A 25,954-nucleotide genomic window follows, 5' to 3' on the forward strand; every position below is an offset into this window, starting at 1 on the left:
ACAGCTCCACGCCGATGATAGTGCGGATTGCCCGTGTGAAAGTAGGTAATCGTCAGGCTCCTTATGCAGTACGTCCAGAACCCCGGTCGCTCCGAAAGAGCACCGGGGTTCTGGCGTTTGGGTGCGGGAAATCCTCAATGATCGCCGGTATCGCGGGACACTTGCAGACTGCGAGGTGTCCGGCGCATAGCCACGATTGCCTGGAAGCACGAAGCCGTGGCGCTGCACGGCATGCGAAGACGCAGCCCTGTCTTACCGTGGTGCGCATCGACTCAATTCGGCGCTGCAGCCCGGGTAATCAATAATGCGTTACGCAATATGCATAATGACGGCGTATAAAAATATGCGAGTATTTCGCGCACCCAGAATCATTCGCGGGGCGTTTAAATAATTTCTAAGGTAATATCGCTGCCAACTGAAAATAGCCGCTTGCAGAGAACGAGTCGGCGTGCGGCAAGCAAACGGCCGTGCGCTCCGCCAATGACGCGTGGCGGTACAAAAGAAAACCGATATTCCAGTTCAGGGCGATTGATTCGATGAAGTTAACGCGCAAAAAGGCCGCGCTAACGGCCGCGGTTTTAATCGTTGTGCTGGTTGCCATTCAGGCAATCTGGCGTCCATTCGGGGGCGGATCGACGTTTCGGTCTCACGAAGTCGCTTTCGATATTCATTATCCCGACGCCATTATCGACAGCGCGGCCCTTTCGCGTTTGCCGCGCGACATGATTCGCGTGCCTTTGCTGCGCGCGTTGCTCACGCGCGATTTTGTCGACTATTACGAGTTCAATTCCACACGTCTTTCCGCAGAAGGCGCTGTCCGGCGGCTCGCATTCGAACACGATCTCGACTGGCGCGACGAACTCATCAAGCGCGTATTCGACGAACCCTCGCGCGTGTTGTTGTGGCGCTCGCCCGATGGCCGCCTCGGCTATTGGGTGATGACGATGCGGCGCAATGGTCTCGCGAAGCTGATGCAGGCCCTCGGTAACGTCGCGACCGGCGACAGCCAGTTGAGCCAGGCGGCCACGCTCTCCGGCGACGTACCGGTCTACGCGCTCAAGCTCGCGGTCGGTCATACGCTGCTGTTCGCGGCGAAGGGCGAGCGGCTCATCATCATGTCGGAGCCCGGCATTCTGCTCGACGCGGACGGCAAGACGATCGGCGAGCACGCGCAGGTGCTGGCGAAGGTGCTCGATGACGGCGGCGACGATGCCCTGCGCACCTATCGCCTCGAGCACGCGCCCGCCGACGTGAATGGGCACCGGTTGATCGTCTCGGTCAATTATCTTTCGTTCGGGTATCAGGCTTTTTTCTCGGGCGTCAATGCGCTGCGTTTCGATTTCGCTGCGTCGGGCAAGAACGATGCGAGCGCGAGCGGTGCATGGAGCACGGCCGCGCTGATCGATCCCGCCCATCTGCCGCAGCACTGGGACAGCGCCGATCTCTGGCGAGCGTTGCCCGCGAACGCAGCGGCCTGCGCGAGCCTGCCGGTCGACTGGAACGATGCTGCCGACCTGCTCGGCAAGCTGGGCGAGGGCGAACAAGCCGCGTCGAAGGTTTTGCGCGAGCGCCTCGCTGGACCTGCCGGCGTGTGCTGGTATGCGAAGTCGACGCTCGTGGCGCCTGTGTTCGTCGCGCGCCTCAAACCCGGGGTAGAGCAGGATCCGGCCCAAGTGGCGGCGGTCAAGGGCGCGCTCGCGAGCGTTTTTGGCGACGCCATTGGCGCGTATGAAGCGAAGGCGGGCAACGCGGCCGGTTATCGTCGTTTGCCGGTGCAGACGAAGGAGCCGTCCGCCGGCGTCACGCTCTGGACGCGCGACGTGAGCGCGCGCTCGGGCACGGCGCAGAGTGCGGGCTCGGCCTACGCGGCACAGCTTTCCGCGCCGCGCTACTTTCCGGTGACGCTCGCGCTCGCGCACGGCTACGTGGTGTTCTCGCCCGACGCGCGCCTCGTGGACGACACGCTCGCCGTGCTGGAGAAACGCTACCCGGCCATCGCCGACACGCTCTCGCCGCAGCGCCTGTCGACCACGGTGGTGTCGGTCATGCCGTCCACGGCGGCGGCGCTGGTTGAGCGCGAGGCGGGCCGTGCGCTGCCGGCCGATCAGGAGGCAATCTTCCGCAACGCCGCGCGCACGCACCTGCTGCCGAAACTGCATGCGGTGGCGAACTACCCGCCGCTGGCGTTGAGCTTGCCGGACTCGCTGCCTTTGTCGGCGGGTTGGGTGCCGGTGGAATGGCATGTGGAGCCGCGCGCTAGCGTGGGGCCGCGTGATGACGCGGTCGCGGGGCGTCCGTTGGGCACGGGCCCGAAGGACGCGCGCAACGACGCTGGCAACGCCACCGGCGGTGACGCGCGCGCAGACTCCGCGCAGCGTGCCGAAGACCGGCCGGCCCAGCCCGACACGAGCGGCGACTGATCGTGCGCCGCCGCTTTTTTCATCGATGTGCGGCGGCTGGTGCGGCCGCGCTCGGCGTGGCGCTTGCGGGCCCGGTGCGCGCACTCATGCCGACGCGGCCCGCGCCCGACCCCGACGCGCTCACGCCCGAGCAATCGACGATATTTCGTGCGTGGTTCGTGCGCATCGTCGATCAGCAGGTGCGTCGCGGCCCCACGCCGCGCTGGACCCAGCGCGACTGCGCAGGCCTCGTGCGCTTTGCGGCCATGGAGGCGCTGCGCGAGCATGACGCGCGCTGGCTCAAGGCCAACGGCATGACCAGCGCCGGCGACGCGAGCCGGCTGCCGCCCGAATTGCAACTGAGCCCGCAGCAGCGCGCGCTCGCGAACCGCTGGACGCGCATCGACGGCAGCGTGGGCGCCTACGCCTCGGCCATCGCGCTCATTCAACGCAACAGCCGCTTCGTTTCGCGCGACGTCAATCAGGCGCTGCCGGGCGACCTGCTGTTCTTCGATCAAGGCGATGACCAGCATCTGATGATCTGGCTGGACCGCTACATCGCTTATCACACGGGCACCGTCACGCCGACCGATAGTGGTCTGCGCGCCGTCGCCGTTTCCGATCTGATGCAATGGAAAGATTCCCGCTGGCAGCCGTTCGACGGCAATCCGAACTTCGTCGGTGTGTTTCGTTTCGCGTTCCTGACGCCATGAGTGCCGCCATGCAACGTCTGCTCTTCTCGCTGCGTTCCGCCGCGCCGTTTTTCTCGCGCGTTTCCAATGCGAAATTCTTCGCACGGACACGGATTTCCGATACGAAATACGGTGCATGTTCGGGTGCTCCGGCGCTGCTCGCAACGCTGATCGCGCTGTTCTCGCTGTGCTTCTGTCTATGCGTCGCGCCAGCCTGGGCCGACGATGGCGATAACGCCGCGCAGCAGAGCATCGACGCGAATCCCACCCTGGGCGCGCCGACGCCGAGTGGTTACGACAGCCAGGTCGTGCAGGGCCAGCCGTTCTTCCTGCTTTCCGATGCGAGCTACGGCAGCAATCAGTTCGCGCAAGTGCGTCTGGAAGCACCGGGCCGCGAATTCCAGTCGGAGCTCGAAGGCTATGGCGGGGCCGATATCGTCGTCTATAAGGTGCCGAATCCGCTGGCGTTTCTCAAGGCGCAGAAGAACCTGCATCGCCTGAACATCAAGCCGAACTATCAGGGCGAGGGGCTTGCGAACACGCTCGCGTACTTGTGGGACCGCTGGCTCAGCGATGCGCGCCGCGCCTGGCAGCGTGTGCTTTCATTCGCGACGCGCAGCAAGGTTACCGAGGCGAAGCCCGAATTCAAGCTTGGCGAGCAGCCGAACGCGCCCACGCATTTCGAGTCTCAATCGCGCTTCGCGCCGTTGCGCGGCTACGAACTCGTCACGCGCTTGCGCTATCCGATCTGGAACGCGAAGACGATTCAGCCACCGAAGGGCGTGAACCTCGCAGGCAGTAGCAGCAACTTCCTGGAGGCGTCGTCGGGCAACGTGATGATTCCGGTCGGCAAGCTGCAGCCGGGGCTCTATCTGGTCGAGGCGATGATCGGAAACTACCGCGCACATACGCTGCTGTTCGTTTCCGATACGGTCGCGGTCGTGAAGGCGACGTCGAGCGGCCTGCTGGTGTGGACGGCGCGGCGCGATAACGGCAAGCCGGTGCCCGGCACCGAGGTGAGCTGGACCGATGGCGTGGGCGTGCTGCAAAGCGGAGCCACTGGCGCGGACGGCGCGCTGGTGCTCCAGCACGTCTCGCCCGAGCGCAGCTACGTGATCGGCAGTGATCCGCAGGGCGGTGTTTTCGTATCGGAAAACTTCTACTACGACAGCGAGATCTACAACACCAAGATCTACGCGGTGACGGACAGGCCGCTCTATCGTCCTGGTGACGCGGTTCACGTGAAGTTCATCGGCCGCGCCTTCCAGAGTGCGAATCAGTCGACACCCGCCGCGCCCGCGCAACTCAAGCTCGACGTGCTCGATCCGAACGGCGCGCCGATCGCGACGCGCAACGTGGATTTCGCATCGGAAAGTGGTGGCGAAACGACCTTTACGTTGCCGGCGACCGCGCAGGGCGGCGGCTATACGCTGCGCTTCGACTACAAGGGCGACAGCTACGGCGGCGCGTTCCGTGTGGCGGAGTATGTGAAGCCGCACTTCGACGTGAACCTCACAATGGAAAAGTCCGATTACGCGACCGGCGACACGCCCAAGGGCAAGATCGCGCTGCGCTACCCGGACGGCAAGCCCGTGAAGAACGGCAAGGTATCGGTCACGCTGCGCGCGCAGAAGGTGGCGATCGTCGACGGCGAGCTGCGCTATTCGGGCCTCTTTCCCGTGAAGCTAGAGCAGCAGGAACTGAAGACCGATAGCGACGGCAACGCCACACTCGCGCTGCCCGTTGCGAAGGAACCGAGCCGCTACGCACTCACACTGTTCGCGCAGGATGGCGCCGCGTATCGCGTGCGCGTGACGCGTGAGGTGCTGATCGCGCGTGGTGCGACGCCGTATCGCCTGAGCACGGCCAAATCGTTCTCGCAGCCGCGCGAGCGGGTGACGTTCACGCTGGCAGCGCTGGTCGGGTCGGCTGGATCGACAAGTGCCAGCACCAACCTGGGCATGGGCGCGAACGCGGTGCCGGCGCGCAAGCCGGCGAAGTGGGAATGGGTACGTCTCGAGTCGCAGACGAAGGCCGATGGCGCGTTGCCCGCCGCGGGCCCGGATGGCCGCGTGAGCTTCCCGATGCAATTCGATGAACCGGGCTCGTACATGCTCTCAGTGAAGGACGACGCGGGCAACCTGCTCGCGGCGGCCAGCCACTGGGTGGCAGGAGACGGCCTCAAGGCGATTCCCGGCAGCGTCGAAGTGGTGTTCGACCGGGACCGCTACAAGATCGGCGATACGGCCGAAGCGCTCATCACGTTCCCGTTCGCCGTGGACGACGCGCTGCTCACGCTCGAACGCGACAGCGTGGAAGCGCGCGCACTGCTTTCGAAGGGCGCGGACTGGTTGACCCTCACGCGCGTTGCCCCCACGCAATGGAAAGCGCGCATCAAGGTCGGCACTGAGTTCGCCCCCAACATGATGTTCTCGGTGCTCTACGTGCACGATGGCGAATACGTATTCCAGAATGCGGGCATCGTGGTCGCGAAGCCCTCGATCGATCTCGCCGTGAAGAGCGACAAGTCCGTCTACGCGCCGGGCGAAACCATGACGCTCGATCTCGGCAGCACGCTTGGCGGCAAGGCGCTGCCCGCTCGTCTCACCGTGAGTGTTGTCGACGAAATGGTGTACGTGTTGCAACCCGAAATTGCGCCCGACATCGTGGACTTCTTTTATCATCCGCGCCGCAACAACGTGCGTACGACGTCGAGCCTTTCGTTCATCACTTACGACCTTGCGCTTTCCACGATGCGCGGCGCGCCCGGTGGTCCCCAGCGCGGGCAGTACAACGAACGCGGCGTGAAGGTGCTGGAGCGCCCGCGTCGCGACGACGTCGACACGGCAGCATGGCAGGCCGATCTGCAAACCGATGCGAGCGGTCACGCGCGCATGACGTTCCGCATGCCCGACGCGCTCGCGCGCTGGCGCATCACCGTGCGCGCGATTTCCGCAGACGGCACGGTGGGGCAGCGCACCGCATATGTGCGCTCGGACAAGCCGCTTTATCTGAAATGGAGTGGCCCCGCGAGCTTCCGCAGCGGCGACCAACCGGCGATCGATATGCTCGCGTTCAACCAGGGCTCGTCCGATGTGGATGCGCAATGGACGGTCAATGGCGCAGGGCTCACGCTCGATCGCAAGGTCACGCTCAAGCCCGGTGCGAACTACCTGGCACTGCCACGCATCACGCTCACGCCGGGGCTTGTCGATGCGAGCCTGCGCGTGAACGGCAAGGAGATGGACCGCCTGCAGACTTCGGTGAGCCTTGGTGCGCCGGGCTGGCTCGATCTGCGCGAAATGCCCGTCACACTCGACGCCAATCCGAAGCCGCTCGCACTCGCGCCCGATGCCCAGGACGTGCGCGTGCGCATCGTGTCGACGGGCACGAGCCAGTTTGCGCGCGTGGCTGACGATCTCATCGCGTATCCGTACGGTTGTGCCGAGCAGACCTCAAGCCGTCTGATTCCGCTCGCACTCGCCCACGACGCGCTGGGCCGCGATGCCGATGGTTCGGAGCCGGGCGTCGATGCGCCACAGAGCACGACGCAGGGCCTTGAGGCGCGTCTGCGCAATCAGCGCCAGCGGCTCGCGTTGCTTGCCGGCATCAATGGCGCGTTCGGCTGGTGGGGCGACACCACAGGAGGCAGCGCTTTCATCACGGCCTATGCGTACTACGCGGACTGGCTCGCGAGCCGCAGCCTCGGCATCTCGCTCCCGGACAGCAACTGGCAACACGCGCTCGATATCTATCGCGACAACGGTGCGAAGGAGCCGTTGCTGCATCGGGCGCTGGCGCTCTGGTTGCTGCAGCAGATGGGCCAGCCTGTGGCGACGCCCGTGTCGGGCGTGGCCGGGCAACTTGCGCAACGGGCATCGTCGATGTTCGATAAGGATACCAAAGCATCGCGCGACGCATACGGCGTGGAGGACAGCCTCGTGTTCGCCGCGCCCGATTCGCCGCGCGGCCTGCAAGCGGCTGTGGTGCTGACCGCCTGGACGGCGCGTGCAACGAACGCGAGCCTGCCCGAAGACTTCAATGCGCTGGCCGCGCGCGCACGCGCGTCGCTCATGACGAATCCGACGCCACTGATCCGGAGCCTGCTGGCCATGGCCGGCGACGCAGGCACACCCGTGGATGCGAACGCCGTGCTCGCGCAGAGCAGCGCGACCTATCCGACCGTCGACCGCGCGCTCACGTTGCTGTGGCTGCGCAAGGCCATGGGCGGCTCGCGCGCGAGCGATGCGGCACAACCGTTGCCCGCGCTGCAAGGCAATGGCTGGGCGCGCACGACGACGCCCACGGGCGCAACGCTCTGGAAATGGACGGGCGCGGCGTTGCCAACCTCGCTCGATGTGGGCGGCGCGAGCCCCGACGTCTCGGCGCTGGTTTCGTACCGCAGCCGTGCGGCTCAGGCGAGCCGTTTGCCCGTGAAGATCGAGCGCACGCTTTATCGACTCGACCCGATCGCGCCGTCGGGCGATGCCGAAAAGCAGGCGGGCCGCGCCACGTTCGAGGCGCATCGCATGAAGGCCGGCGACGCCATCGACAGCAACGCGCTCTATGTCGACGAAGTCACGCTTACGCCGCGGGACAAATCGGCGCTGCATTACGGCTTGCTCGACGTGCCGCTGCCGCCGGGCGGGTCCGTGGAGGCGACGAGCTGGGGCGTGAGCATTGCCGGGCTGCCCGGCGCGGGCGAGGGTAGCAACGGTCCGCAGCCGTTCGCGCGCGCGGCCAGCTACGAGATGGGCGAGCTCGGCTATCACCAGCCCGTGCCTTTGCTCGATCGCCCGGTGGCGCTGCGTCAACTCGTGCGGTTCGCTCTGCCCGGCACGTTCACGATGCCGCCCGCGCGCTACTTCCGCATGTACCAGCCGGAGCAGAAAGCGTATGAAGGCGGTCGCAGCGACCGCATGGTCACGCTGCGCATCGAGTGAGGCCGGCGTGAGGGGGCATATTGCCGGCTTGAGTGCCGCGCTCGTATTCGCGATGGTTGCGCTTGCAATCAGTTCGCCGTGGCCAGCACGGGCTGCGGCGCGTGAGCACGTGCAAGGAGCGGCACCGGCTCCTGCCGCGCCGAACCCAGCCTCGTTGCGTGGCCCGTCTGCGCCATCGGTATCTTCTGTACTGCGCTTTGCCTGGCTGCACGACGGCAGCGCGCGACTATGGACATTCGATGCAGCGGCCGAGACCAGCATGCCGGGTCCTGGCACGCCGTTGCCGCCAACGCTCGAGACGCAGCTCGGCAGCGTCTGGAAGCTGTTCGTCTATGCGTACCTCGTCGACCGGCGGATTTCCGTGCCCGATTATCAATGCGATGGTGGCGACCGCGAGGAAGTGTACTGCTGCATGACCGGCGGCCACATCGACCGTGATCACGCGCTGGTGCAGTCGTGCGGCCTCTTTTTCGAGCCGCACCGATTGCAGCTCGATCCTGTGGGCTGGCGCCAGTATTGGCGCGCCCTGAAGGCACCGGCGTGGCTGCAGGATCTCTACGCGCTGCGTCCGGAGCGCCGCGTGCGCGTGGACGATCTGCTCAAAGCCTTGCAGGCCGTGCCCACGCGCGCCCGCGACGACACGGCGAGCACACTGGTGTCGGTCGTCACGAGCGGGCGCGGCGAGGGCACCGTATCGCTCTATGGCAGTCTGCTGCGGGCCAAGACCTGGACCATGCCCGATCCGGCGAATCCCGGCGGCTACGAAGGCGGCGCGGCCGGCTGGCTGGCCGATGGCACGCCGCTCTGGCTCGGCGGGCGCGGGGGCAGCGTGCGCGTGCTGGCCGCCGCGGCGCCGCGTATCGCACCGCTGGTCGCACAGAGCGCGGTGCCCGACGACCGTGCCTGTGTGATCGTCGATTTTTTTTCTCGTTATCCGATCCGAAACGTAATCGATACTCGCGCGGGCGGGCGGCCTGTGCAACCCGGCCTGCTCGACGGCACGTTCAGCGTGGGATTCGAGAACGGCAACTGGCTACCCATCGAAAGCCATGGCGAGCTGCTGCTCGATCGCGACGAGACCGGCAAACCGCGCATCGTCGGACGTTTCGGCATGAACGACTATGTCGGGCGCGTGGTCGAGCGCGAAGGCGATACGGCACAGGCGCAGGCGGCGCGCGCGCTTGCAGTGGCCGCGCGTAGCTATCTCGTGCAGAACGCGGGCCGCGCACGCGGCTGCTACCGTATCGACGACAGCAGCCGCACGCAGCGCGTCCTGCCGCGCATGCCGCGCGCTGCTTCGCGCAACGCCGCCGATTTCACCGATGGCCTCGTGCTTGCGGGTGTGCCGGTGCAGTTTCATCACGACAAGGTGGCGCCCGGCCAGATGAGTTGGCTCGACGCGAAAGCTGCGGCACAGCGGGGTCTCGCGTTCGATGCAATTCTCGCGCGCAGCTGGCCGCAGGCCACGCTCACCTCGTTCACGAGTCCGCTCGCGGGCGACTGCGAGCCGGTGGCGGGCGCGCGCGACTGGCTGAGCCGCGAGGCGCCGGTGTGGGCGCGGCGCCTCGCGGGCGAGGCGGGCTACGAAGAACCCGAGCTACCGGCCGTCTGCGAGGTGACAACGGGCCGCCCCTATGCCGACGCCGGGCGCAATCGCGTCTATATACGCCGCCTGCGCTCCGACGACGACCGCATCGCGCTCGCGCACGAGTATCTGCATCTCGCGTTTGCGCACCATCCGCGCGGGCAGGACGAGGCGTTTATCGAGCAGACCGCGCGCAAGCTGATCCTCACAGGAAGTTGAATGACCATGAAAGCGCTTCACAACTTCGAACTATGAGCTTCAATATCGACACGACCTCCAGGCGAACCAGCATGAATCCGATCCGGCTCCATCGTCGCTTCTCGCGTCGCTTTTCACGTCATTGCTCGTGCCACGTACTCGTGAGCGTCGCGCTTGCGCTCGGCGCGCTTATGAACGCCGCACATGCCGACACCATCGACTTCATCGCACCGCTGAACGGCTGGCGCAATTCGGCCGGTGACGAAGCGCGCTACACGCAGGACGTCCACTATCCCGCAGTGGCCGTGAACACGCCGGAGGGACAATCAGCCAACGCGCTGATTGCGGGGCACATCAAGGCGGCACCCAAGGCCAAGCCGGGCACCTCGGTGGGCACGCTGGTGGTGAATGGCACGCCCATGCCCCAGCGCATGGAGGAAGACGGCGCTTTCTCGCGACCGTTCGCGTTTGGCGCGGGCAGCAACAGCGTGGAACTGCGCACGGCGGACGGCACGCGCAAGCGCGTGCAGTTCTACGATGCCTACACGGGCAAGACGCAGGCACGCCTGCGTATCGTGCTCGCGTGGGACACCGATGGCACCGATCTCGACCTGCACGTGGTGTCGCCCGACGGTGTGCACACGTTCTACGCCGACCGCGTGGCACCGAATGGCGGCGCGCTCGACGTGGACGTGACGACGGGCTACGGCCCCGAGATCTATTCGAGCGCTGCGCCGCTGCACGGCACGTATCTCGTCTACGTGAACTACTACGGCAATGGCAACAGCGGCAGCGACATCACCGTGGCGCAGATCACCATCATCACCAACGAAGGCAGGTCGAACGAAAAGAGCGAGACGATACGCGCGCCAATGCGCAAGCCCGGTGAGCTGACGCTCGTGAAGCGCTTCGTCATACCGTAAGGGAGCCTTACGGTATCGTCGAAAAAATCATGAAGGATTGCTGAATAGCTCGTTGAGCTGATTGCCGGGTGCGGCGTCGACGAAACCGTCGAAGCGCCCTTGCACTAGCGTCTGCGCTGCGCGCATGAAACCACCCCATGCCGAGCGCGCCAGCGCGCCGCCCACGCTCACGCGCCGCACGCCCATCGCCGCGAGATCCTGCAGAGTGAATGCGGAGGCCGAGCCGATCAGCACGTTCACGGGCTTGGGCGCAACAGCCTTAACCACGGCGACAATCTGCTCGCGCGCATGGATGCCCGGCATGTAGAGGCAGTCCGCGCCCGCCGCCGAGTAGGCCTTGATGCGCGCAAGCGCGTCGTCGAAATCGGGCTCGCCCGTGAAGAAGTTTTCCGCGCGCGCCACCAGCAGCGTATCGCCGCCGCGTTCGTCGATGGCGCGCCGCGCGGCCTTTACGCGCTCGACGGCAACCTCCAGCGGGAACAGCGGATTGTCCGGGTCGCCGGTCGAGTCCTCGACCGAGAGTCCCGCCACGCCCGTTTCGACCGCGAGGCCCACGCTCTGCGCGACCCCGGCTGCATCGGCGCCGAAGCCATTTTCGAAATCCGCGTTGATGGGTAAGTCGGTGGCGGCGACCATCTCACGCAGATGCGCGAGGATGGCGTCGCGAGGCAGCGAATTGTCCGCGTGGGCGCGCGACCACGCGAAGCCCGAACTGGTCGTGGCGAGCGCCTTGAAACCGACGCTCTCGAGATAGCGGGCGCTGCCCGGATCCCAAGGGTTGGGCAACAGGAAGCAGCCGGAAGCATGCAAGGCGCGGAACGCGGCGCGTTTTTCCGCGACGCTGCGTGGCGAAGAGGGCATGGCGTGTCTCCAGGGATGGTCCAGAAATTGTCCAGGACGGGGCGAGCGGACACTGTGGCGCGGTCGCGCCCGCGTCAAGTCGAGCGCGGGCGTCGGCGGCGAGGCCGGTCAGCGTGCATTGTGCGCCTGTACGCACAGGCGCGCTTGCGCTGTGTCGGGACCGGCGGGAGCGCCGCGCCCGCTATCATATGCGCTGTTTCCAAACCGACTAGCTCAACTCCGATGGCCAGGCTCCCCGCTTCGAAATCCACGCCGCCGCGCATGTCCGATGTCGCCAGCCTCGCCGGGGTGTCGAAGATGACGGTCTCGCGCGTGCTGGCGGGGCAGAGCGCCTCGGAGGCCACGCGCGAGCGCGTGCAGCGTGCGATCGACGAGTTGGGCTACGTTGCCGATGCGGCGGCGGGCGCGCTTTCTTCGGGCCGTTCGTCGTTCGCCGCGGTGCTGGTGCCTTCGCTTGCGAGCTCGAACTTCTCGGACACCGTGAGCGGACTTACCGCCGTGCTGGAGCCGCAAGGGCTCGAATTGCTGATCGGCGACACAGACTATCTGCCCGAGCGGGAGGAACGCATCGTGCGCCAGATGTTGCGCCATCAGCCGCGTTGCATCGCGCTCACCGGCTCGCAGCACACCGCTGCCACGCGCGCGCTATTGGAGCGCTCCGGCGTGCCAGTTGTCGAAATGTGGGAACTGCCGGCCGCTCCCATCGACATGATGGTCGGGTTTTCCAACGTGAGTGCCGCACGCGAAATGGTGCGCTATCTGGCGGGCAAGGGTTACCGGCGCATCGCCTTTCTCGGTGGAGCGAGCGAACTGGACCGGCGCGGCATCGACCGAATGAAGGGCTACCAGATGGAAGTGAAGGCGCTCGGGCTCGGCGAGCCGCGCGCGATGTGTCTGGGTGATTCGCCCATCACCATGAGCCACGGCGGCCCCGCCATGGCGGCCTTGCTCGAGCGCTGGCCCGATACTCAGGCGGTGATGTGCGTGAGCGATATGTCCGCGTTTGGCGCGATCATGGAGTGTCAGCGGCGCGGACTTGCGGTGCCTGACGATATTGCCGTGGCGGGCTTCGGCAACTTCGAGATCGCGGCGTGCTGCCATCCGACCATTACGACGATCTCGGTGGATGCCTACGGGATCGGCCGCCGCGCGGGCGAAGCGCTGCTCGGTGCGCTCGCGGTCAACGAAGGCGAGCATGGCGCGCATGCGCGGCGCACCGCAAGAACGCGCATTCATTACACCGTGGTCCCGCGCGAAAGCGCCTGAAGCGTTGGAGTCCCGTGCTAACATCTGAATGTTACCGGTAACATTCGGGGCCGCCAGAGACCGGGCGACAGCGCGCGCTGCCAGCATCGAGCAGGTTCCGGGCAGGCCCTAAACAGGAGACATCGCATCATGACCCAATCTCTCCCGCGCCGTTTGCGCAGTCAGGAATGGTTCGACGATCCCTCGCACGCCGACATGACTGCGCTCTACGTCGAACGCTTCATGAATTACGGCCTCACGCGCGAAGAACTGCAATCGGGGCGGCCGATTATCGGCATCGCGCAGACGGGCAGCGATCTCGCGCCGTGCAATCGCCATCACATTGCGCTCGCGGAGCGCGTCAAGGCGGGCATTCGCGACGCGGGCGGCATTCCCATGGAGTTTCCCGTGCACCCGCTTGCGGAGCAGAGCCGCCGGCCCACGGCCGCGCTCGACCGCAATCTCGCGTATCTGGGCCTCGTTGAAATCCTGCACGGCTTTCCTCTCGACGGCGTCGTACTCACGACCGGCTGCGACAAGACCACGCCCGCGTGCCTGATGGCTGCGGCCACGGTCGACTTGCCGGCCATCGTGCTCTCGGGCGGCCCGATGCTCGACGGCTGGTACGAAGGCAAGCGCGTGGGCTCGGGCACGGTGATCTGGCACGCGCGCAATCTGCTGGCGGCGGGCGAGATCGACTATGAGGGTTTCATGGCGCTCACCACGGCTTCGTCGCCGTCGATCGGACACTGCAACACGATGGGCACTGCGCTCTCGATGAATTGCCTTGCCGAAGCGCTCGGCATGTCGCTGCCCGGTTGCGCGAGCATCCCGGCCGCGTATCGCGAGCGCGGGCAGATGGCGTATGCCACCGGCAAGCGCGCCGTCGACCTCGTGCGCAACGACGTGCGCCCCTCGCACATCATGACGCGCGAGGCGTTCGAGAACGCGATCGTGGTGGCTTCGGCACTCGGTGCGTCAACTAATTGCCCGCCGCATCTGATTGCGATTGCGCGGCACATGGGTGTCGACCTCACGCTCGAAGACTGGCAGCGCCATGGCGAGCAGGTGCCTCTCCTTGCAAACACCATGCCGGCAGGCGAGTACCTGGGCGAGAGCTTCCATCGCGCGGGCGGCGTTCCGGCAGTGCTGCACGAACTCGCTCGCGCCGGGCTCGTGCGGCGCGATTGCCAGACTGTCTCGGGCCGCTCGATTGGCGAGATTGCCGACGCCGCTCACGTGGCGGACCGCGACGTGATCCGCACCTGCGAGGCCCCGCTCATGCATGGCGCGGGCTTCATCGTGCTTTCGGGCAATTTCTTCGACAGCGCCATCATGAAGATGTCGGTGGTGGGCGAGGCGTTTCGCAAAACTTATTTGAGCGAGCCTGGCGCACAGAATGTGTTCGAAGCGCGCGCCATCGTGTTCGACGGCCCCGAGGACTATCGCGCCCGCATCAACGATTCGTCGCTGAAGATCGACGAACGCTGCATGCTCGTGATTCGCGGCTGCGGCACGGTCGGCTATCCAGGCAGCGCCGAAGTCGTGAACATGGCGCCACCGGCGGAATTGATCAAGCATGGCGTGACTTCGCTGCCGTGCATGGGCGATGGACGCCAGAGCGGCACCTCGGCGAGCCCATCGATTCTCAACATGTCGCCGGAAGCCGCGGTGGGCGGTGGTCTCGCGCTGCTGCGCACCGACGACCGGATCAAGGTCGATCTCAACGCGCGTCGCGTAGAAGTGCTGATCGATGCAGAGGAGCTCGAACGCCGTCGTGCGCAGGCCGAATTTCGGGTACCGCCGTCACAGACACCATGGCAGGAGCTTTATCGCAAGACAGTTGGGCAGCTCTCGACGGGCGGCTGCCTCGAACCGGCCACGCTTTATCTGCGCGTGATCGCGGAGCGCGGCGAGCCGCGCCATTCGCACTGAGCGAGCGAAGCGCACCAGGCTCGCGTGTGCGAGCCGGCGCTCAAAGCGTCTTGCCAATGCGATGCGCCATCTCCACGATGGCTATTGCCATGCGCTTTTCGCGGCGCGAGTCGAGGCGCTCGAGCGGCAGGCTCGTGCTGACCGCGACGCGCTTGCCCAGCACAGTCACGCCGACGAACGCCGCGAAACATGCGAGGCCGGCGGTGACTTCCTCGCGTTCCTGTGCGAGCCCTGAACGTCGGATCGAGGCGAGCGCCTGTAGCAGATCCTGGCGGCGCGTGAGGGTGTGGCTCGTGACGGCCGCAAGCTGCTTCGGCAGCAATTCGATTACTTCGTCATCCGTAAGACTGGCGAGCAGCGCCTTGCCCAGCGCGCAGCTATGCGCGGGCAGGCGCGAGCCGAGATCGGAGACGAGCCGCACGGGTCGCGCGGCGTCTTCCCGGGCGATATAGACCACCTCCGCGCCGTCGAGCACGGCGAGTTGCACCACCTCGTTGTGAATGGCGACGAACGTTGCCGCTTCCTGTCGAAACGCTTCCTGCAACTGGTCGTGGCGCACATAGGCGCTGCCGAGCTCGAACAGCGTCACCCCGACGATATAGCCGTCCGCGCGCTTTTCTATCCAGCGCCGGCGCTCCAGTGAGTCGAGTATCAGGTAGAGCGTGCTGCGCGAAAGGCCGGTTTGCTCTGCGATGGCGGCGGTGCGCACCGGCGCGTGGGCGTGCGCCAGCACGTCGAGAATGTCATGGATGCGCTTGAGCGCGGGCACTTCGTAGGCGGCGGGCATGATTCGTGATTCGAATGGGGATCCAACAGGTTGGAAATAGTAGCATCAGGTTGGACAGTGCGCTCGGGCGCTCTTACGATCAATGCGCTTTGTCTCAGTCGACGTCATCCACACAAGCAACGCAGCGGGTCTACCATCATGGCCAATTTGTCAGTTTCCGAATTCCTCCCCACCGATCTCGAAGATGCACTGCTCGTCGGCCGCGTCTGGCGGCGCGATGGCGCGCACGAGGGGCCGTGCGTGATTGCCGTGCGCGGCGGCCAGGTGTTCGATATCACGCGCGCCGTCGCAACCACGGCGGACCTGTTCGATCGCGACGACGCGGTCGGGATCGCGCGTAACGCACCTGGCGAGGCGCTGGGCGCGGTAGCGGATCTGCTCGCGAGGAGCCTGTCCGGAGCGCGTGACGCGGCGAATGGGCAAGCGCGTCTGCTCGCGCCGTGCGACGTTCAGGCGATCAAGGCGTGCGGCGTGACGTTCGCGGTAAGCCTGATGGAGCGCGTGATCGAGGAGCAGGCGGGCGGCGACCGTGCGAAGGCCGCGGAAGTGCGCGCGGCCATCACCGCGCTGATTGGCTCCGACCTCTCGCAGATCGCGCCGGGCTCCGAGGCCGCGATGCGGTTGAAGGAGGAGTTGCAGCGTCGTGGTGCGTGGTCGCAATATCTGGAGGTCGGAATTGGTCCGGATGCCGAAGTGTTTTCGAAGTCGCAGCCCATGTCCGCGGTGGGTTTTGGCGCGGATATCGGCCTGCTGCGCACATCGGCATGGAATAACCCGGAGCCGGAGATCGTGCTGGCCGTGAATGCGCGTGGCGTTGCAGTTGGCGCAACGCTCGGCAACGACGTGAACCTGCGCGATATCGAAGGCCGCTCGGCGTTACTGCTCGGCAAGTGCAAGGACAATAACGCGTCGTGTGCGATCGGCCCCTTCGTGCGCCTGTTCGATGGGCGCTTCACACTCGATTCGGTGCGCGAGGCGAGCGTTTCGCTGCGCGTGGCGGGCACCGACGACGGCTTCGTGCTCGACGGCGTGAGCCATATGCGGGAGATCAGCCGCGACCCCCAGCAACTCGTCGAGCAGACCTGCGGCGCACATCACCAGTACCCGGACGGCTTTATGCTGTTCCTCGGCACGATGTTCTCGCCGATCCTGGACCGCGATGCGCCGGGCTCGGGCTTTACGCATCACATTGGCGACGTCGTGACGATCTCTGCGCCGCAACTGGGCGCGCTCGTCAACACGGTGAAGTTGTGCGACGAGATCGAGCCGTGGACATTCGGCGTGCGCGCGCTCTATGCGAATCTCGCCGCGCGCGGGATCGCACCCGCTGCGTGATTTTTCCGAACGGAAACCGCGACCGGCGTGACGGTTTCCGTTCGGAAATCCCGGCGCGCTATTTTTCCTCGAACGTGTTCCTTGGTATTGTGGTGTCCGCGCCGTTTGGCGCTGCGTTGTTTGGCAGCGATGCGCGCGTGGTGCGAACGCGCATCGCGCAATGAGCACGGATTGGACACGGAGCGACACAGGCGGCGCGCTATTGATAGTCGCTGGGTCGTCGCGGGGAGTCGCGAACGATGAAGTATTCGAATCTGGTGGAGCGCTTGCAGGGGCGGCGCACGTCGGCATGGGAGATCCATCACGCCGCGCTGCAGGCGGCGGGGCGTGGCGAGGACGTGATCGTCCTGAGCGTGGGCGACCCGGATTTCGCGACCCCCGAGCCTGTCGTCGAACGCGCTGTGGCGGCGCTGCGCGCGGGCGATACGCATTACACGGCCATCATGGGCCGCGAGCCGTTGCGCGAAGCCATTGCGCGGCAGCACGCGGCGGCGGGCGCGCGCGAAGTGAGCGCGCGCAACGTGATCTTGTGCGCGGGCGCGCAGAACGGGCTTTTCGCTGCTTCGCTATGCCTGTGCGAAGCGGGCGACGAGGTGCTCGTGCCGGAGCCGATGTACCTGACCTACGAGGCCGCGATTCGCGCATCGGGCGCGACGCTCGTGCCGGTGCCCGTCGACCCGGACAACGGTTTTCATCTCGATTGCGACGCCCTCGAAGCGGCGGTCACCCCGCGCACGCGGGCGATTTTCTTCGCCACGCCGTGCAACCCGACCGGCGCGGTAATGCCGCGCGAGCATCTTGAGCGCATCGCGCGGCTCGCGCAGCGTCACGATCTCTGGGTGGTCGCCGACGAAGTCTATGCCGATCTCACTTTCGAGCGCGAACACGTCAGCATCGCGATGCTCGACGGCATGGCGCAACGGACGGTGACGCTCGGCAGTCTTTCGAAATCGCATGCGATGCCGGGGTGGCGGTTTGGATGGGTGATTGCGCCCGAGACGCTAATAGGCCATCTGGGGCGGCTCGCACTGTGCATGTTCTATGGCTTGCCCGGCTTCATCCAGGAGGGCGCACTCACGGCGCTGGAGCAGCGCGAGCAGATCGTCGCGCAAATGCGCGCCATCTATCGGCGCCGGCGCGACCTCGTTTATGCACGCCTGAGCGGCGTGCCGGGACTGCGTTGCCTGCTGCCGGAGGCCGGCATGTTCATGATGATCGATGTGCGCGGCACCGGCCTCGATCCGCATGCCTTCACGTGGCAACTGTTCGAGGCGCAAAAGGTGTCGCTGCTCGATGCGAGCGCATTCGGCGAAACGGCGACCGGCTATGTCCGCTTCGGCTTCGTGGTCGACGATGCGCGGCTCGTCGAGGCCTGCGAGCGGATTGCGGCCTTCGTTCGGCAACTGGCTGCGACTTGTCGCTAGCGTGTTTCGAACGCTGGATGACGACGCCCGCACCAAGGACTGAGGCGGGCGGCGCAAGTCCCTCAACGATTGCCATCGAACAGGTCGTTGAGCATTTCGTCGAAGGCCGCCTGGGCGTCTTCGAGTTCCTGCAGCGCGGCGTCGAATGTCTGCAAGGCGAATTGCGACGGCCGGCCTTCGCCCTCTGGCGGAAACTGCGCCTGCAAGGCGGCGAACGCCGTCTTGACGCGTTGCGTTGCGCTCAGCACACGGTCCATCGCGGCGGTTTCTTCGGCTCGCGCTTGTTCTGGGTTCATCGAAAGCTCCGGTTTGAGAAGAGGGTATGGTGAGACGGGGGGGCGTTCACGGCAGCGGCAGTCGGCCCTCGGCTTTCACTTCGCGCAGCGACAACACCGATTCAACCGATGTGACGCCCGGCAGGCTACGCAATTTGTCGCGCAAGAAGGTGCCGTAGTCGTCGAGGTCGCGCGCCACGATCATCAGAATATAGTCCGCCGTGCCGGCCACGTTATGGCACGAGAGAATCCGCTCGATTGCGCAGACTTCGCGCTCGAAGCGGTCCGCCAGCGCGTGGTCGTGCACGGCGAAGCGCACCGAGACATACGCGACCACGCCGTAGCCGAGCGCGCGCCGCGAAAGCATCGCCCGATAACGCTCGATATAGCCGTCCTGCTCGAGCCGCTTGAGGCGACGCGCGCAAGGCGTTTCGCTCAAGCCGACGGTTTCGGCGAGCCGCGCGATCGGCATTCTGCCGTCCGCTTGCAATGCGCCGAGGATCGCGCGGTCGAGTTTGTCCAGGTCGCTCATGTTATGGAGTGGTTTTCCGATCCCGATGAGGAAATTTTAGGGCATTCCGCTTCGAGTTGAAGGGTTATCCACAAAAAACGTCAGAATTCGCTCCGGCATTGGCGGCAATATAGAGCCTCATACAAACGAGGCCATCATGATTTCCGCTCACCTGCTTTTAATGTTCATCGCCGCTCTGATCGTGGTCAGCGCATTGCCGGGCGCGGACATGGCGCTGGTGATGCAAACCAGTATGAGCCGCGGCGCGCGTCGCGGTTTCGCGGCGGCCGGCGGCCTTGCGCTCGCGCGCGCCACGCACGTTACGCTCTCGGCGTGCGGTCTCGCGGCGCTGCTGCATAACGCGCCCTGGCTCTATGAGGTCGTGCGCTATGCGGGCGCGGTGTACCTGACGTGGATCGCCGTGCAGATCTTCCGCGCGCCGGCTTTTGCCTTGCCGGACCAGGCGGGTGCGGTAGCCGGGCGTCCGCTGCGCGCGGACTTCTTCAAGGGCTTGCTCACCAATCTGCTCAATCCGAAGGCGCTGCTGTTCTGCTCGGTGCTGTTGCCACAGTTCATCCGCCCCGAGCTGGGGTCGGTCTGGCTGCAGGTAACGGAGCTGGGCATCCTGCTCGTGATCGTGTGCGCGCTCTTCGACGCGACCTATGTGCTGGGCGCGGCGCACATCGCCGTGTGGCTGCGCCGCCATCCACTTGCGCAGACCGTGCAGAAGTGGGCCTTTTCCTCCGCGCTGATCGGCTTTGCGGTGCGGCTCTCGCTCGACTGACGCGCTTCATCCGGCGTAATCGCTAGTGGCCCGCCGCCCATATGCGGCGGGCCGCGGCGCGCCACCCGTTGCGCGCACGACGCGCGCGCGCAACGCGCCCGGTCGTCTTACGCGTTCGGCTTGCCGCCCAGATAGTCCAGCTTGCCCAGCTCGACGCCGTTGTGACGCAGGATGTCGTACGCCGTCGTCACATGGAAATAGAAGTTGGGCAACACGAAAGCCAGCAGATAGTTCTGGCCCGTGAACTCGATCGGGCCCGAGCGCATCTTCAGCGTGATGCTCTTGCCTTCCGTGCCGTCGATTTGCTCGGGCTTGAACGTGTTCAGATAGTCGATCGTTTTCTGTATGCGCGCGTGCAGGTCGTCGAAGCTCACTTCCACGTCTTCGAATTTCGGCGCATCCACGCCCGCGAGGCGCGCGGCGCAGCCCTTCGCCGTGTCCGTGGCAATGTGAATCTGGCGCGCGAGCGGCAGCATGTCGGGGAACAGCCGTGCTCCGGTCAACACCGAGGGATCGATCTGCTTCTCAGCCGCGTGTGCCTGCGCCTTGCCGATGATGGTCTGCAGGTTGGCGAGGCCGCGCACGAGCACGGGCACCGAGGCTTGGTACATGGTAATGGACATGGGAATTCCTCATTTCCTTGAATGAGCGCGCCGGACTCCGGAGCGGAGGCTGGCGGGCGGCCCATTATGCGCCATCGGGTTTGCCGCTGCCATTGCCCGAACGGCCGATCTTGCGGCAATGGGCAGGTCTCTGCTTTCATCGGGGCATGTTCCCACTCAAGAGCGCTAGTGAACTTAAAGCCGGGCAAGGCGCGGTTGCCTTGTCGAGAGCGCTCGTTGCCCTCACGAAGGAGAATCAAATTGAGACCTGTTCGATACGCGATAGGCCGATATTCCGTGATGTATCATGGCTGAGAGAAAGCTCCATGACGCGCGCTACGTCATCGCGAAACGCCGTGGCAATGGCGAGTTGCGACGCGAAGTGTGGGTGGACGAGAGAGGCTGGGTTACGCGCTACAACGTGGCGTATATCAATCACAACATCTATCAACGCGATAACGGCAGGGTCATTGGTTACGACAATGCGCACGGCTACCACCATCGACACTACTTTGGAAATGTAGAGGCGGTGGGCTTCGTGAGCTTTGAAGACATCGAGGACCAGTTCGCGCGGGACTGGACCGCATTGAGGCACACACCATGAGCAAGCTGCATCTTGGAATCGGAACCGAAGCGGATTTTTTCGCAAGCGGCAAGCGCGTGGCGCGTTGTGCCGATCGCGGAGAGGATTTGGTCGAAACACGAACGATTACATTCGAAGACCCCGCTGACGCCGTACATCTACTGACCGAAGCGCGCATTGGCGTATTTCGCGCGATAGAGGCGAATTCCCTTCGATCGCGGTAATCGTGGTCCGATAGCGAAGTGGTCAAGCGCGACCGGGACACCTTGCTTGCGGGCTGGATGGCTGCAAGGTGCCGCTCCGTTAACTGAGAGCCAACTTCAATCCTCGCTCGCAGCGGTTTCCTCATGCGACAAGTTTTTGTGAGGCGTGCCTTGCCTGTTAATCTGCATGACGAAATAAAATTCTCGTTATGAATCGTGTGGTTGGGCATGGATTTCTGGCGCCGTTCAGAAGGCGGCGGACGTTGCGCGATGGCAAAAAGGAAGTGCTGCTGGAAGCCGGTTCCGGCCGAGGCGATGCCACAAATGCGAAGAACCGGCTCAGGGCCGCGAGCGGGCTTTTTGTCATGTCGTGCATGGCCGGGTGCTGCATATTCACCACGTAAAATTTGAATGTGTTTTAATTACCCGGCATTGACCATCCATTTCACATCGTACGGCAGTGTACGGTGCGTCGATCCATGAACGCAGAATTGGCAGAAAAACATCGCGCCGCGCGTCGCATGGCAGAGGGCAGGACATGCCGGACGGGCTTGCGCGGCCGGCGATCGCTCGGTTACACGCTGCATGGCGTGCTGTTGGCCCTCGCCGTTGGCGGCGTCGTGCGCAGTGCGCCCGCCATGGCGCAAGACTCGCAGCTGCTCGACACGCGTGTCACCCAGGAGTCGGTGGCCGAGACGATTTGCCGGCCGGGTTACGCCGATACCGTGGCGCCGCCGTTCGACGAGGCAATGGCGCTGAAGAATCGTCTGCTTGCGGCACGCGGCATTGATTCCGGTGACGGCGTCGCCTATGCGCTCGACCGGCGCGTGCCGATTCTGCTCGGGGGGGCGCCGGATGCGGCCGAGAACTTCGACTTGCTTCCTTGGGGCGGCCATTCCGGCGAGCGGCGCAAGTCGCTTCTTGCCGTGCGGCTCAAGCGTTGCGTATGCGCGGGGCGGCTATCGCTCGCCCAGGCGCAGGCGGCCATCTCCGGTAACTGGGCGCACCAGTACGATCAGCTCACACGCATGCAATGCGGTACGGATGCGGGCGATACCACTTCTGCAAGCAGCGACGAAAGTCCTTGACCCACGCGCTGCTGGCCATGCACCAGCCGGCACACGAGGCGCGCCCCGCCCCCATTTCCAGCACATGGCTGTGCTTCTTGCCAGGTACGATGATTGCGATGCCAGAATCGGCTCATTCGTACGGCTGCCATCCGACAATATGACGCAGCGCGCAGGCTGGAGATTAGGAATATCCTGCCTATGATCAATAAAAGAGGAGTGAGCGAAATGCTAACGTCGAGTCTTATCCTGCTTGCAGCCGCAGCCCTGCTCGGACAGGCGGTTTGGGCTCGCGCAAAGGCGCGTGCGAGTCTGCAACCCGTGCGGGTGCGAGTCGACCGACCGCGCCGCTATCGGTAGTTCAATATGCACCTGACCGTCTGGAACGTCCCCGAAACCTGTAGCGAAGAAGAAGTGCGCGACTTCATCAAACGTGAGCTCGGGCATTACGCCAAGGGCGTCACGGTGTACGACGTGGGCACGCCGAACGCGCACGCAGACATCGAACTCGATTCCGACGTGCCCTACGTGGGCGAATCGGTTGCACGCGAGTTGCAGAGCCGGCGTCTTGCCGGAGTTGCGCTGCGTGTGAGCGCCGCGCCGTTCGATGGCGAGGACCAGCAGGACACACGTCCAGCATCCGTGCGCTGACTTTTCGCATGCCGCGCTGATCGCGCCCTCCTTGCAGCGGCGCGATGGCTTTTTCCCCGTATTGTTTCCTTCCTCGCCCGCGCTCGTCGGCGAATTGAGCTTTTTGCCGGGCTACGGGCCGGCCATGCCAGGCATCGGATCGTATGGCGCGTAACCCATCAATGATTCTGCCGCGTGGTCGGTGCCGATCACGAGGCCGGCGCCCGCGACCGCGTGCTGCGCAATCATCCGCTGGCGGGGTGCTCAAAGTCTTGTCAGGGCGAATGAAGGCGAGCGCCTTGGTGGCATTGGCGTCGTCTCCCTGCGTGGCATAAGGCAGGCGCGTCGCGATGAAGCGCGACGCGCGACCTTCCGCGCGCAACGCATCGACGCTTCGCGCAGGGGGCGGCGTTCATGCAGGGCTCCTTGGGCGGTACATCGCTTCGTACGGCGACTTGCGCGTGTTGTCTGGTTTAATGGCGGATAGTTCTGCCGGGGCGCGGGCCCGATTTATGTCTCGTGAGGCGCATGCCATCGGGTCGGTGCCCCGACAATCTATTCCAGACAAAATGGAAAATCTGCCGGATTCACAATGAATGAATACTCTTCGCGCGGCGCGCTTGCCCGCGTGAATAGTGGTGTCCGGGGTGACACTACGAATGCTCGTTATCGCGGCGCATCGCTGCGGCGCGTGCTGTACGCAGCGGTCTGCGCGTGGTGGGCTGCCAGCGCCTGGGCTGCGGATGCCGGGCCCGCCTCGGGCGCGCATGCGGTGTCCGGAGCCGTGCATGCGGCTCAGAAGGCACCTTCCGGAGTCGCTGGGGCGTCGCGTCCGGCTGCATCGGCTGCCGTGGCTGCATCGGTGGCATCGGTGGCTTCCGGCACTGCGTCGGCTGCTGCGTCGGGCGCGTCCGCGCCCGTGCGGCCTTCGCCAGTACTGGGTGTTGCACCGGCGCCAGCGGTGCCCGTCTCTGCGGCTTCGTCGGCCTCTGCGGCATCCGCGGTTTCGTCGGCCTCAAGTGCAGCGCCCGCTTCGGCGGCATCGGCCGCTGCTGCTCCGGCGATGCCCGTTCCACTCATCTTGCCCGCACATCCGATTCTCACGCCCGCGCAGGCCGCCGAGGAAACGCACCGTGCGCTGGCCATGCGTCAGACCTTCGCGCGCGACGTGAAGCGCCGCCTGCGCGTGCCGTTCGCCGATCAGCGCGCTTATGCCCAGCGCCTGCAGGCCGCGCTCGACGCAAAGAATCTCGGCGCGCTGGCGGGCGAGTTCGTCATCCTCGTGGATCGCGCCGCGACCGTCCAGGCGCTCTTCATATACTTTCGCGCGATGCCGGACCAGCCGTGGCAGATGATCGGCGCTTCGCCCGTCGCGACGGGCCGGCCGGGCGAGTACGATCACTTTCTCACGCCGCTCGGCGTGTTCGAGCACACGCCATCGAACATGGACTTCCGCGCGGAAGGCACGATGAACGAGAACGGCATTCGCGGCTACGGTGCGCGCGACATGCGCATCTACGATTTCGGCTGGGTCGATGGCGAGCGCGGCTGGGGCAAGGGCGGCCACTCGCCGATGCGCTTCCAGATGCACGCCACCGACCCTGACCGCCTCGAGCCGCTGCTCGGCATCCGCCATTCGAAAGGCTGCGTGCGCATTCCCGCGTCGCTGAACACTTTCATCGATCACTACGGGATCGTCGATGCCGAGTATCAGGCGCTCGTCGATGCGGGCAAGTCGCTGTGGGTCTTGCATCCGAGCCGGGAGGTCACGCCGTGGGCGGGGCGCTTCATCGTCGTGATCGATTCGCAGCGCAAGGCGCGGCCCGCGTGGGCGCCGGCGCCGGGCCGCGAGGCGCGCGCGAAGATGCCTAAGGGCGGCGATACGGCTGATTGATGCCGATTGATACCGATTAGTGCCGACTGGCGTTGAGAGACGCCCTCAGGCCAAGGAGGCAAACGGGGTGGGACGTTGCGCCCGCCCCGTCCCCCCGATTCCCAGTGCGCCGATATCCTGCGCGTTCAGCGCACTCGGCGTCTAGCCGCGCCGCGCGATCAGCACGCCCGCGAGCGCCACGCCGAAGCCCGCCATCTGGATCGGCTCAAGCGTTTCGCCGAATAGCAGCCAGCTTTCGAGCGCGGCGAGCGGCGGCGCGAGAAAGAGCAGCGCCGTGGCGCGGGCCGCATCGCCGTGGCGCACCATCCAGACGACCAACGTCACGCCCACGCCGGAGAGCATCGCGATGCCCCATGCGAGCGAGAACCAGAGCGTAGTCGATGCCATCCAGCGATGCTCGCCCAGCGCGAGCGCCAGCAGCGCGGCGACCACCGCCGCGCCCGCATTCTGGACCGCGCTCGCGCTGCGGATATCGGCCTTGGCCAGTGAGGTTTTCTGATAGAGCGTGCCTGCGGTGATCGCGCCGACCGCGAGCACCGCGACGAGCACGACCACGAGCGGGCTCGCATGCGCGCCCGAGGCATCGGCCGCGCCGACGGCCGGAACGCCTGCGGCGGCGGCGCGCAGTTTCGGCATCAGCACGAGCACCACGCCCGCGAGACCGAGCGACAGACCTTGCCCACGCCGCATCGTGAGCCGCTCGCCAAACAGCGGCGCGGCCAGCGCGGAAGTCAGCAGCGGTTGCAGTGCGCCCAGCAGCGCCATCACGCCCGCGCTCAGACCTTGGGCGACGGCCCAGTAGCTCGCCCCGAGGTACACGCCCTGCAGCAGCGCGCCAGCGAAGAAATGCTTGCCGAGTTCGCGTCCGCGTGGCCACGGTGCGCGCTGTACGAGCGCGACGCACGCGAACAGCAGCGCGGTCCCACCGAAACGCGCGAGCAGGAACAGGTTGGGATCGGCATATGGCGCGATCGCGCGGGCGACCACGAAGCCCGTCGACCACAGGATGACGAAGAGGGCGGGAGCGAGCGAGGCAAGCATCGGTTCTGGCAAGGGCGGCGCACGTCAATACACCGCC

The 25,954-nt window shown here is 65.5% G+C and carries 22 protein-coding genes and 1 pseudogene; 15 read left to right on the forward strand and 8 right to left on the reverse strand.

Features of this window, described 5'->3' with window-relative positions; genetic code table 11:
- Positions 1–394: 394 nt before the first annotated feature.
- Positions 395–601: a hypothetical protein gene (locus L5014_RS34580; RefSeq protein WP_238468420.1), complete on the reverse strand. Its 207-nt coding sequence runs from the start codon at positions 599–601 to the stop codon at positions 395–397.
- Between L5014_RS34580 and L5014_RS34585 the strand changes: the two genes are divergently transcribed.
- From L5014_RS34585 to L5014_RS34605, 5 genes are all read left to right on the forward strand, one after another.
- Positions 537–2,420, forward strand: coding sequence for a DUF2138 family protein (locus tag L5014_RS34585; RefSeq protein WP_238468391.1), 1,884 nt, complete (start codon positions 537–539; stop codon positions 2,418–2,420). The two genes, L5014_RS34580 and L5014_RS34585, sit on opposite strands and share 65 nt — an antisense overlap.
- A 2-nt stretch (positions 2,421–2,422) precedes the next feature.
- Entirely contained in the window at positions 2,423–3,112 is a 690-nt protein-coding gene (locus L5014_RS34590; protein ID WP_420800191.1) for a DUF1175 domain-containing protein, read from the forward strand.
- Between the two features lie 8 nt (positions 3,113–3,120).
- A complete protein-coding gene (locus L5014_RS34595; protein ID WP_238468392.1) occupies positions 3,121–8,034 on the forward strand; it encodes an alpha-2-macroglobulin family protein in 4,914 nt (1,637 codons plus the stop codon).
- Between the two features lie 52 nt (positions 8,035–8,086).
- Positions 8,087–9,838 carry a DUF2300 domain-containing protein gene (locus L5014_RS34600; protein WP_420800193.1) on the forward strand — a complete coding sequence of 584 codons (1,752 nt, stop codon included), beginning with the start codon at positions 8,087–8,089 and terminating at the stop codon, positions 9,836–9,838.
- A gap of 170 nt (positions 9,839–10,008) precedes the next feature.
- Complete coding sequence (locus tag L5014_RS34605) at positions 10,009–10,740, forward strand: YfaP family protein (protein ID WP_238468415.1); 732 nt, start codon at positions 10,009–10,011, stop codon at positions 10,738–10,740.
- 27 nt (positions 10,741–10,767) lie between these two features.
- Here L5014_RS34605 and L5014_RS34610 read toward each other — a convergent pair whose 3' ends face one another.
- A complete protein-coding gene (locus tag L5014_RS34610; protein ID WP_238468393.1) occupies positions 10,768–11,601 on the reverse strand; it encodes an isocitrate lyase/PEP mutase family protein in 834 nt (277 codons plus the stop codon).
- Between the two features lie 261 nt (positions 11,602–11,862).
- Between L5014_RS34610 and L5014_RS34615 the strand changes: the two genes are divergently transcribed.
- Both L5014_RS34615 and L5014_RS34620 read left to right on the forward strand, forming a co-directional pair.
- Positions 11,863–12,867 (forward strand): LacI family DNA-binding transcriptional regulator, encoded by a 1,005-nt coding sequence (locus L5014_RS34615; RefSeq protein ID WP_238468394.1) that lies wholly within the window; start codon positions 11,863–11,865, stop codon positions 12,865–12,867.
- A gap of 129 nt (positions 12,868–12,996) precedes the next feature.
- Positions 12,997–14,781 (forward strand): IlvD/Edd family dehydratase, encoded by a 1,785-nt coding sequence (locus L5014_RS34620; protein WP_238468395.1) that lies wholly within the window; start codon positions 12,997–12,999, stop codon positions 14,779–14,781.
- 40 nt (positions 14,782–14,821) lie between these two features.
- Here the strand turns inward: L5014_RS34620 and L5014_RS34625 are convergent, their stop codons facing one another.
- Positions 14,822–15,568: an IclR family transcriptional regulator gene (locus L5014_RS34625; RefSeq protein WP_238468396.1), complete on the reverse strand. Its 747-nt coding sequence runs from the start codon at positions 15,566–15,568 to the stop codon at positions 14,822–14,824.
- A gap of 138 nt (positions 15,569–15,706) precedes the next feature.
- Here L5014_RS34625 and L5014_RS34630 point away from each other — a divergent pair, with 138 nt between their 5' ends.
- Both L5014_RS34630 and L5014_RS34635 read left to right on the forward strand, forming a co-directional pair.
- The gene (locus L5014_RS34630) at positions 15,707–16,903 is read left to right on the forward strand and encodes a fumarylacetoacetate hydrolase family protein (protein ID WP_238468397.1); all 1,197 of its coding nucleotides are present in this window, start codon (positions 15,707–15,709) and stop codon (positions 16,901–16,903) included.
- A 239-nt stretch (positions 16,904–17,142) separates the two neighbouring features.
- Positions 17,143–18,327, forward strand: a complete 1,185-nt coding sequence (locus L5014_RS34635) for a pyridoxal phosphate-dependent aminotransferase (protein WP_238468398.1) — start codon at positions 17,143–17,145, stop codon at positions 18,325–18,327.
- A gap of 62 nt (positions 18,328–18,389) precedes the next feature.
- Here the strand turns inward: L5014_RS34635 and L5014_RS34640 are convergent, their stop codons facing one another.
- On the reverse strand, positions 18,390–18,623 hold the full coding sequence (locus L5014_RS34640) for a hypothetical protein (protein ID WP_238468399.1): 234 nt from the start codon (positions 18,621–18,623) through the stop codon (positions 18,390–18,392).
- A 46-nt stretch (positions 18,624–18,669) separates the two neighbouring features.
- Positions 18,670–19,134 (reverse strand): Lrp/AsnC family transcriptional regulator, encoded by a 465-nt coding sequence (locus tag L5014_RS34645; RefSeq protein WP_238468400.1) that lies wholly within the window; start codon positions 19,132–19,134, stop codon positions 18,670–18,672.
- A gap of 136 nt (positions 19,135–19,270) precedes the next feature.
- Between L5014_RS34645 and L5014_RS34650 the strand changes: the two genes are divergently transcribed.
- Positions 19,271–19,897, forward strand: a complete 627-nt coding sequence (locus tag L5014_RS34650) for a LysE family translocator (protein WP_238468401.1) — start codon at positions 19,271–19,273, stop codon at positions 19,895–19,897.
- A gap of 107 nt (positions 19,898–20,004) precedes the next feature.
- Here the strand turns inward: L5014_RS34650 and L5014_RS34655 are convergent, their stop codons facing one another.
- A complete protein-coding gene (locus L5014_RS34655; RefSeq protein WP_238468402.1) occupies positions 20,005–20,520 on the reverse strand; it encodes a DUF1993 domain-containing protein in 516 nt (171 codons plus the stop codon).
- A gap of 286 nt (positions 20,521–20,806) precedes the next feature.
- Here L5014_RS34655 and L5014_RS34660 point away from each other — a divergent pair, with 286 nt between their 5' ends.
- From L5014_RS34660 to L5014_RS34675, 4 genes are all read left to right on the forward strand, one after another.
- Entirely contained in the window at positions 20,807–21,103 is a 297-nt protein-coding gene (locus L5014_RS34660) for a toxin-antitoxin system TumE family protein (RefSeq protein WP_238468403.1), read from the forward strand.
- On the forward strand, positions 21,100–21,306 hold the full coding sequence (locus L5014_RS34665; RefSeq protein WP_238468404.1) for a hypothetical protein: 207 nt from the start codon (positions 21,100–21,102) through the stop codon (positions 21,304–21,306). The genes L5014_RS34660 and L5014_RS34665 overlap by 4 nt, the downstream gene beginning before the upstream one ends.
- A 458-nt stretch (positions 21,307–21,764) precedes the next feature.
- A complete protein-coding gene (locus tag L5014_RS34670) occupies positions 21,765–22,373 on the forward strand; it encodes a hypothetical protein (RefSeq protein WP_238468405.1) in 609 nt (202 codons plus the stop codon).
- A 345-nt stretch (positions 22,374–22,718) separates the two neighbouring features.
- Positions 22,719–23,003 carry an RNA-binding protein gene (locus L5014_RS34675; protein ID WP_238468406.1) on the forward strand — a complete coding sequence of 95 codons (285 nt, stop codon included), beginning with the start codon at positions 22,719–22,721 and terminating at the stop codon, positions 23,001–23,003.
- A 150-nt stretch (positions 23,004–23,153) separates the two neighbouring features.
- Here L5014_RS34675 and L5014_RS39110 read toward each other — a convergent pair.
- Positions 23,154–23,240 (reverse strand): annotated as a pseudogene (locus L5014_RS39110) (ammonia-dependent NAD(+) synthetase); the annotation flags it as partial.
- 424 nt (positions 23,241–23,664) lie between these two features.
- Between L5014_RS39110 and L5014_RS34685 the strand changes: the two are divergent.
- Positions 23,665–24,876, forward strand: coding sequence for a L,D-transpeptidase (locus L5014_RS34685; RefSeq protein WP_274389623.1), 1,212 nt, complete (start codon positions 23,665–23,667; stop codon positions 24,874–24,876).
- Positions 24,877–25,017: 141 nt separating this feature from the next.
- Here the strand turns inward: L5014_RS34685 and L5014_RS34690 are convergent, their stop codons facing one another.
- The gene (locus L5014_RS34690; RefSeq protein WP_238468417.1) at positions 25,018–25,917 is read right to left on the reverse strand and encodes a DMT family transporter; all 900 of its coding nucleotides are present in this window, start codon (positions 25,915–25,917) and stop codon (positions 25,018–25,020) included.
- Positions 25,918–25,954 lie beyond the last annotated feature (37 nt).

It is taken from the genome of Paraburkholderia tagetis, assembly GCF_022213065.1.
Taxonomy (GTDB): domain Bacteria; phylum Pseudomonadota; class Gammaproteobacteria; order Burkholderiales; family Burkholderiaceae; genus Paraburkholderia; species Paraburkholderia tagetis.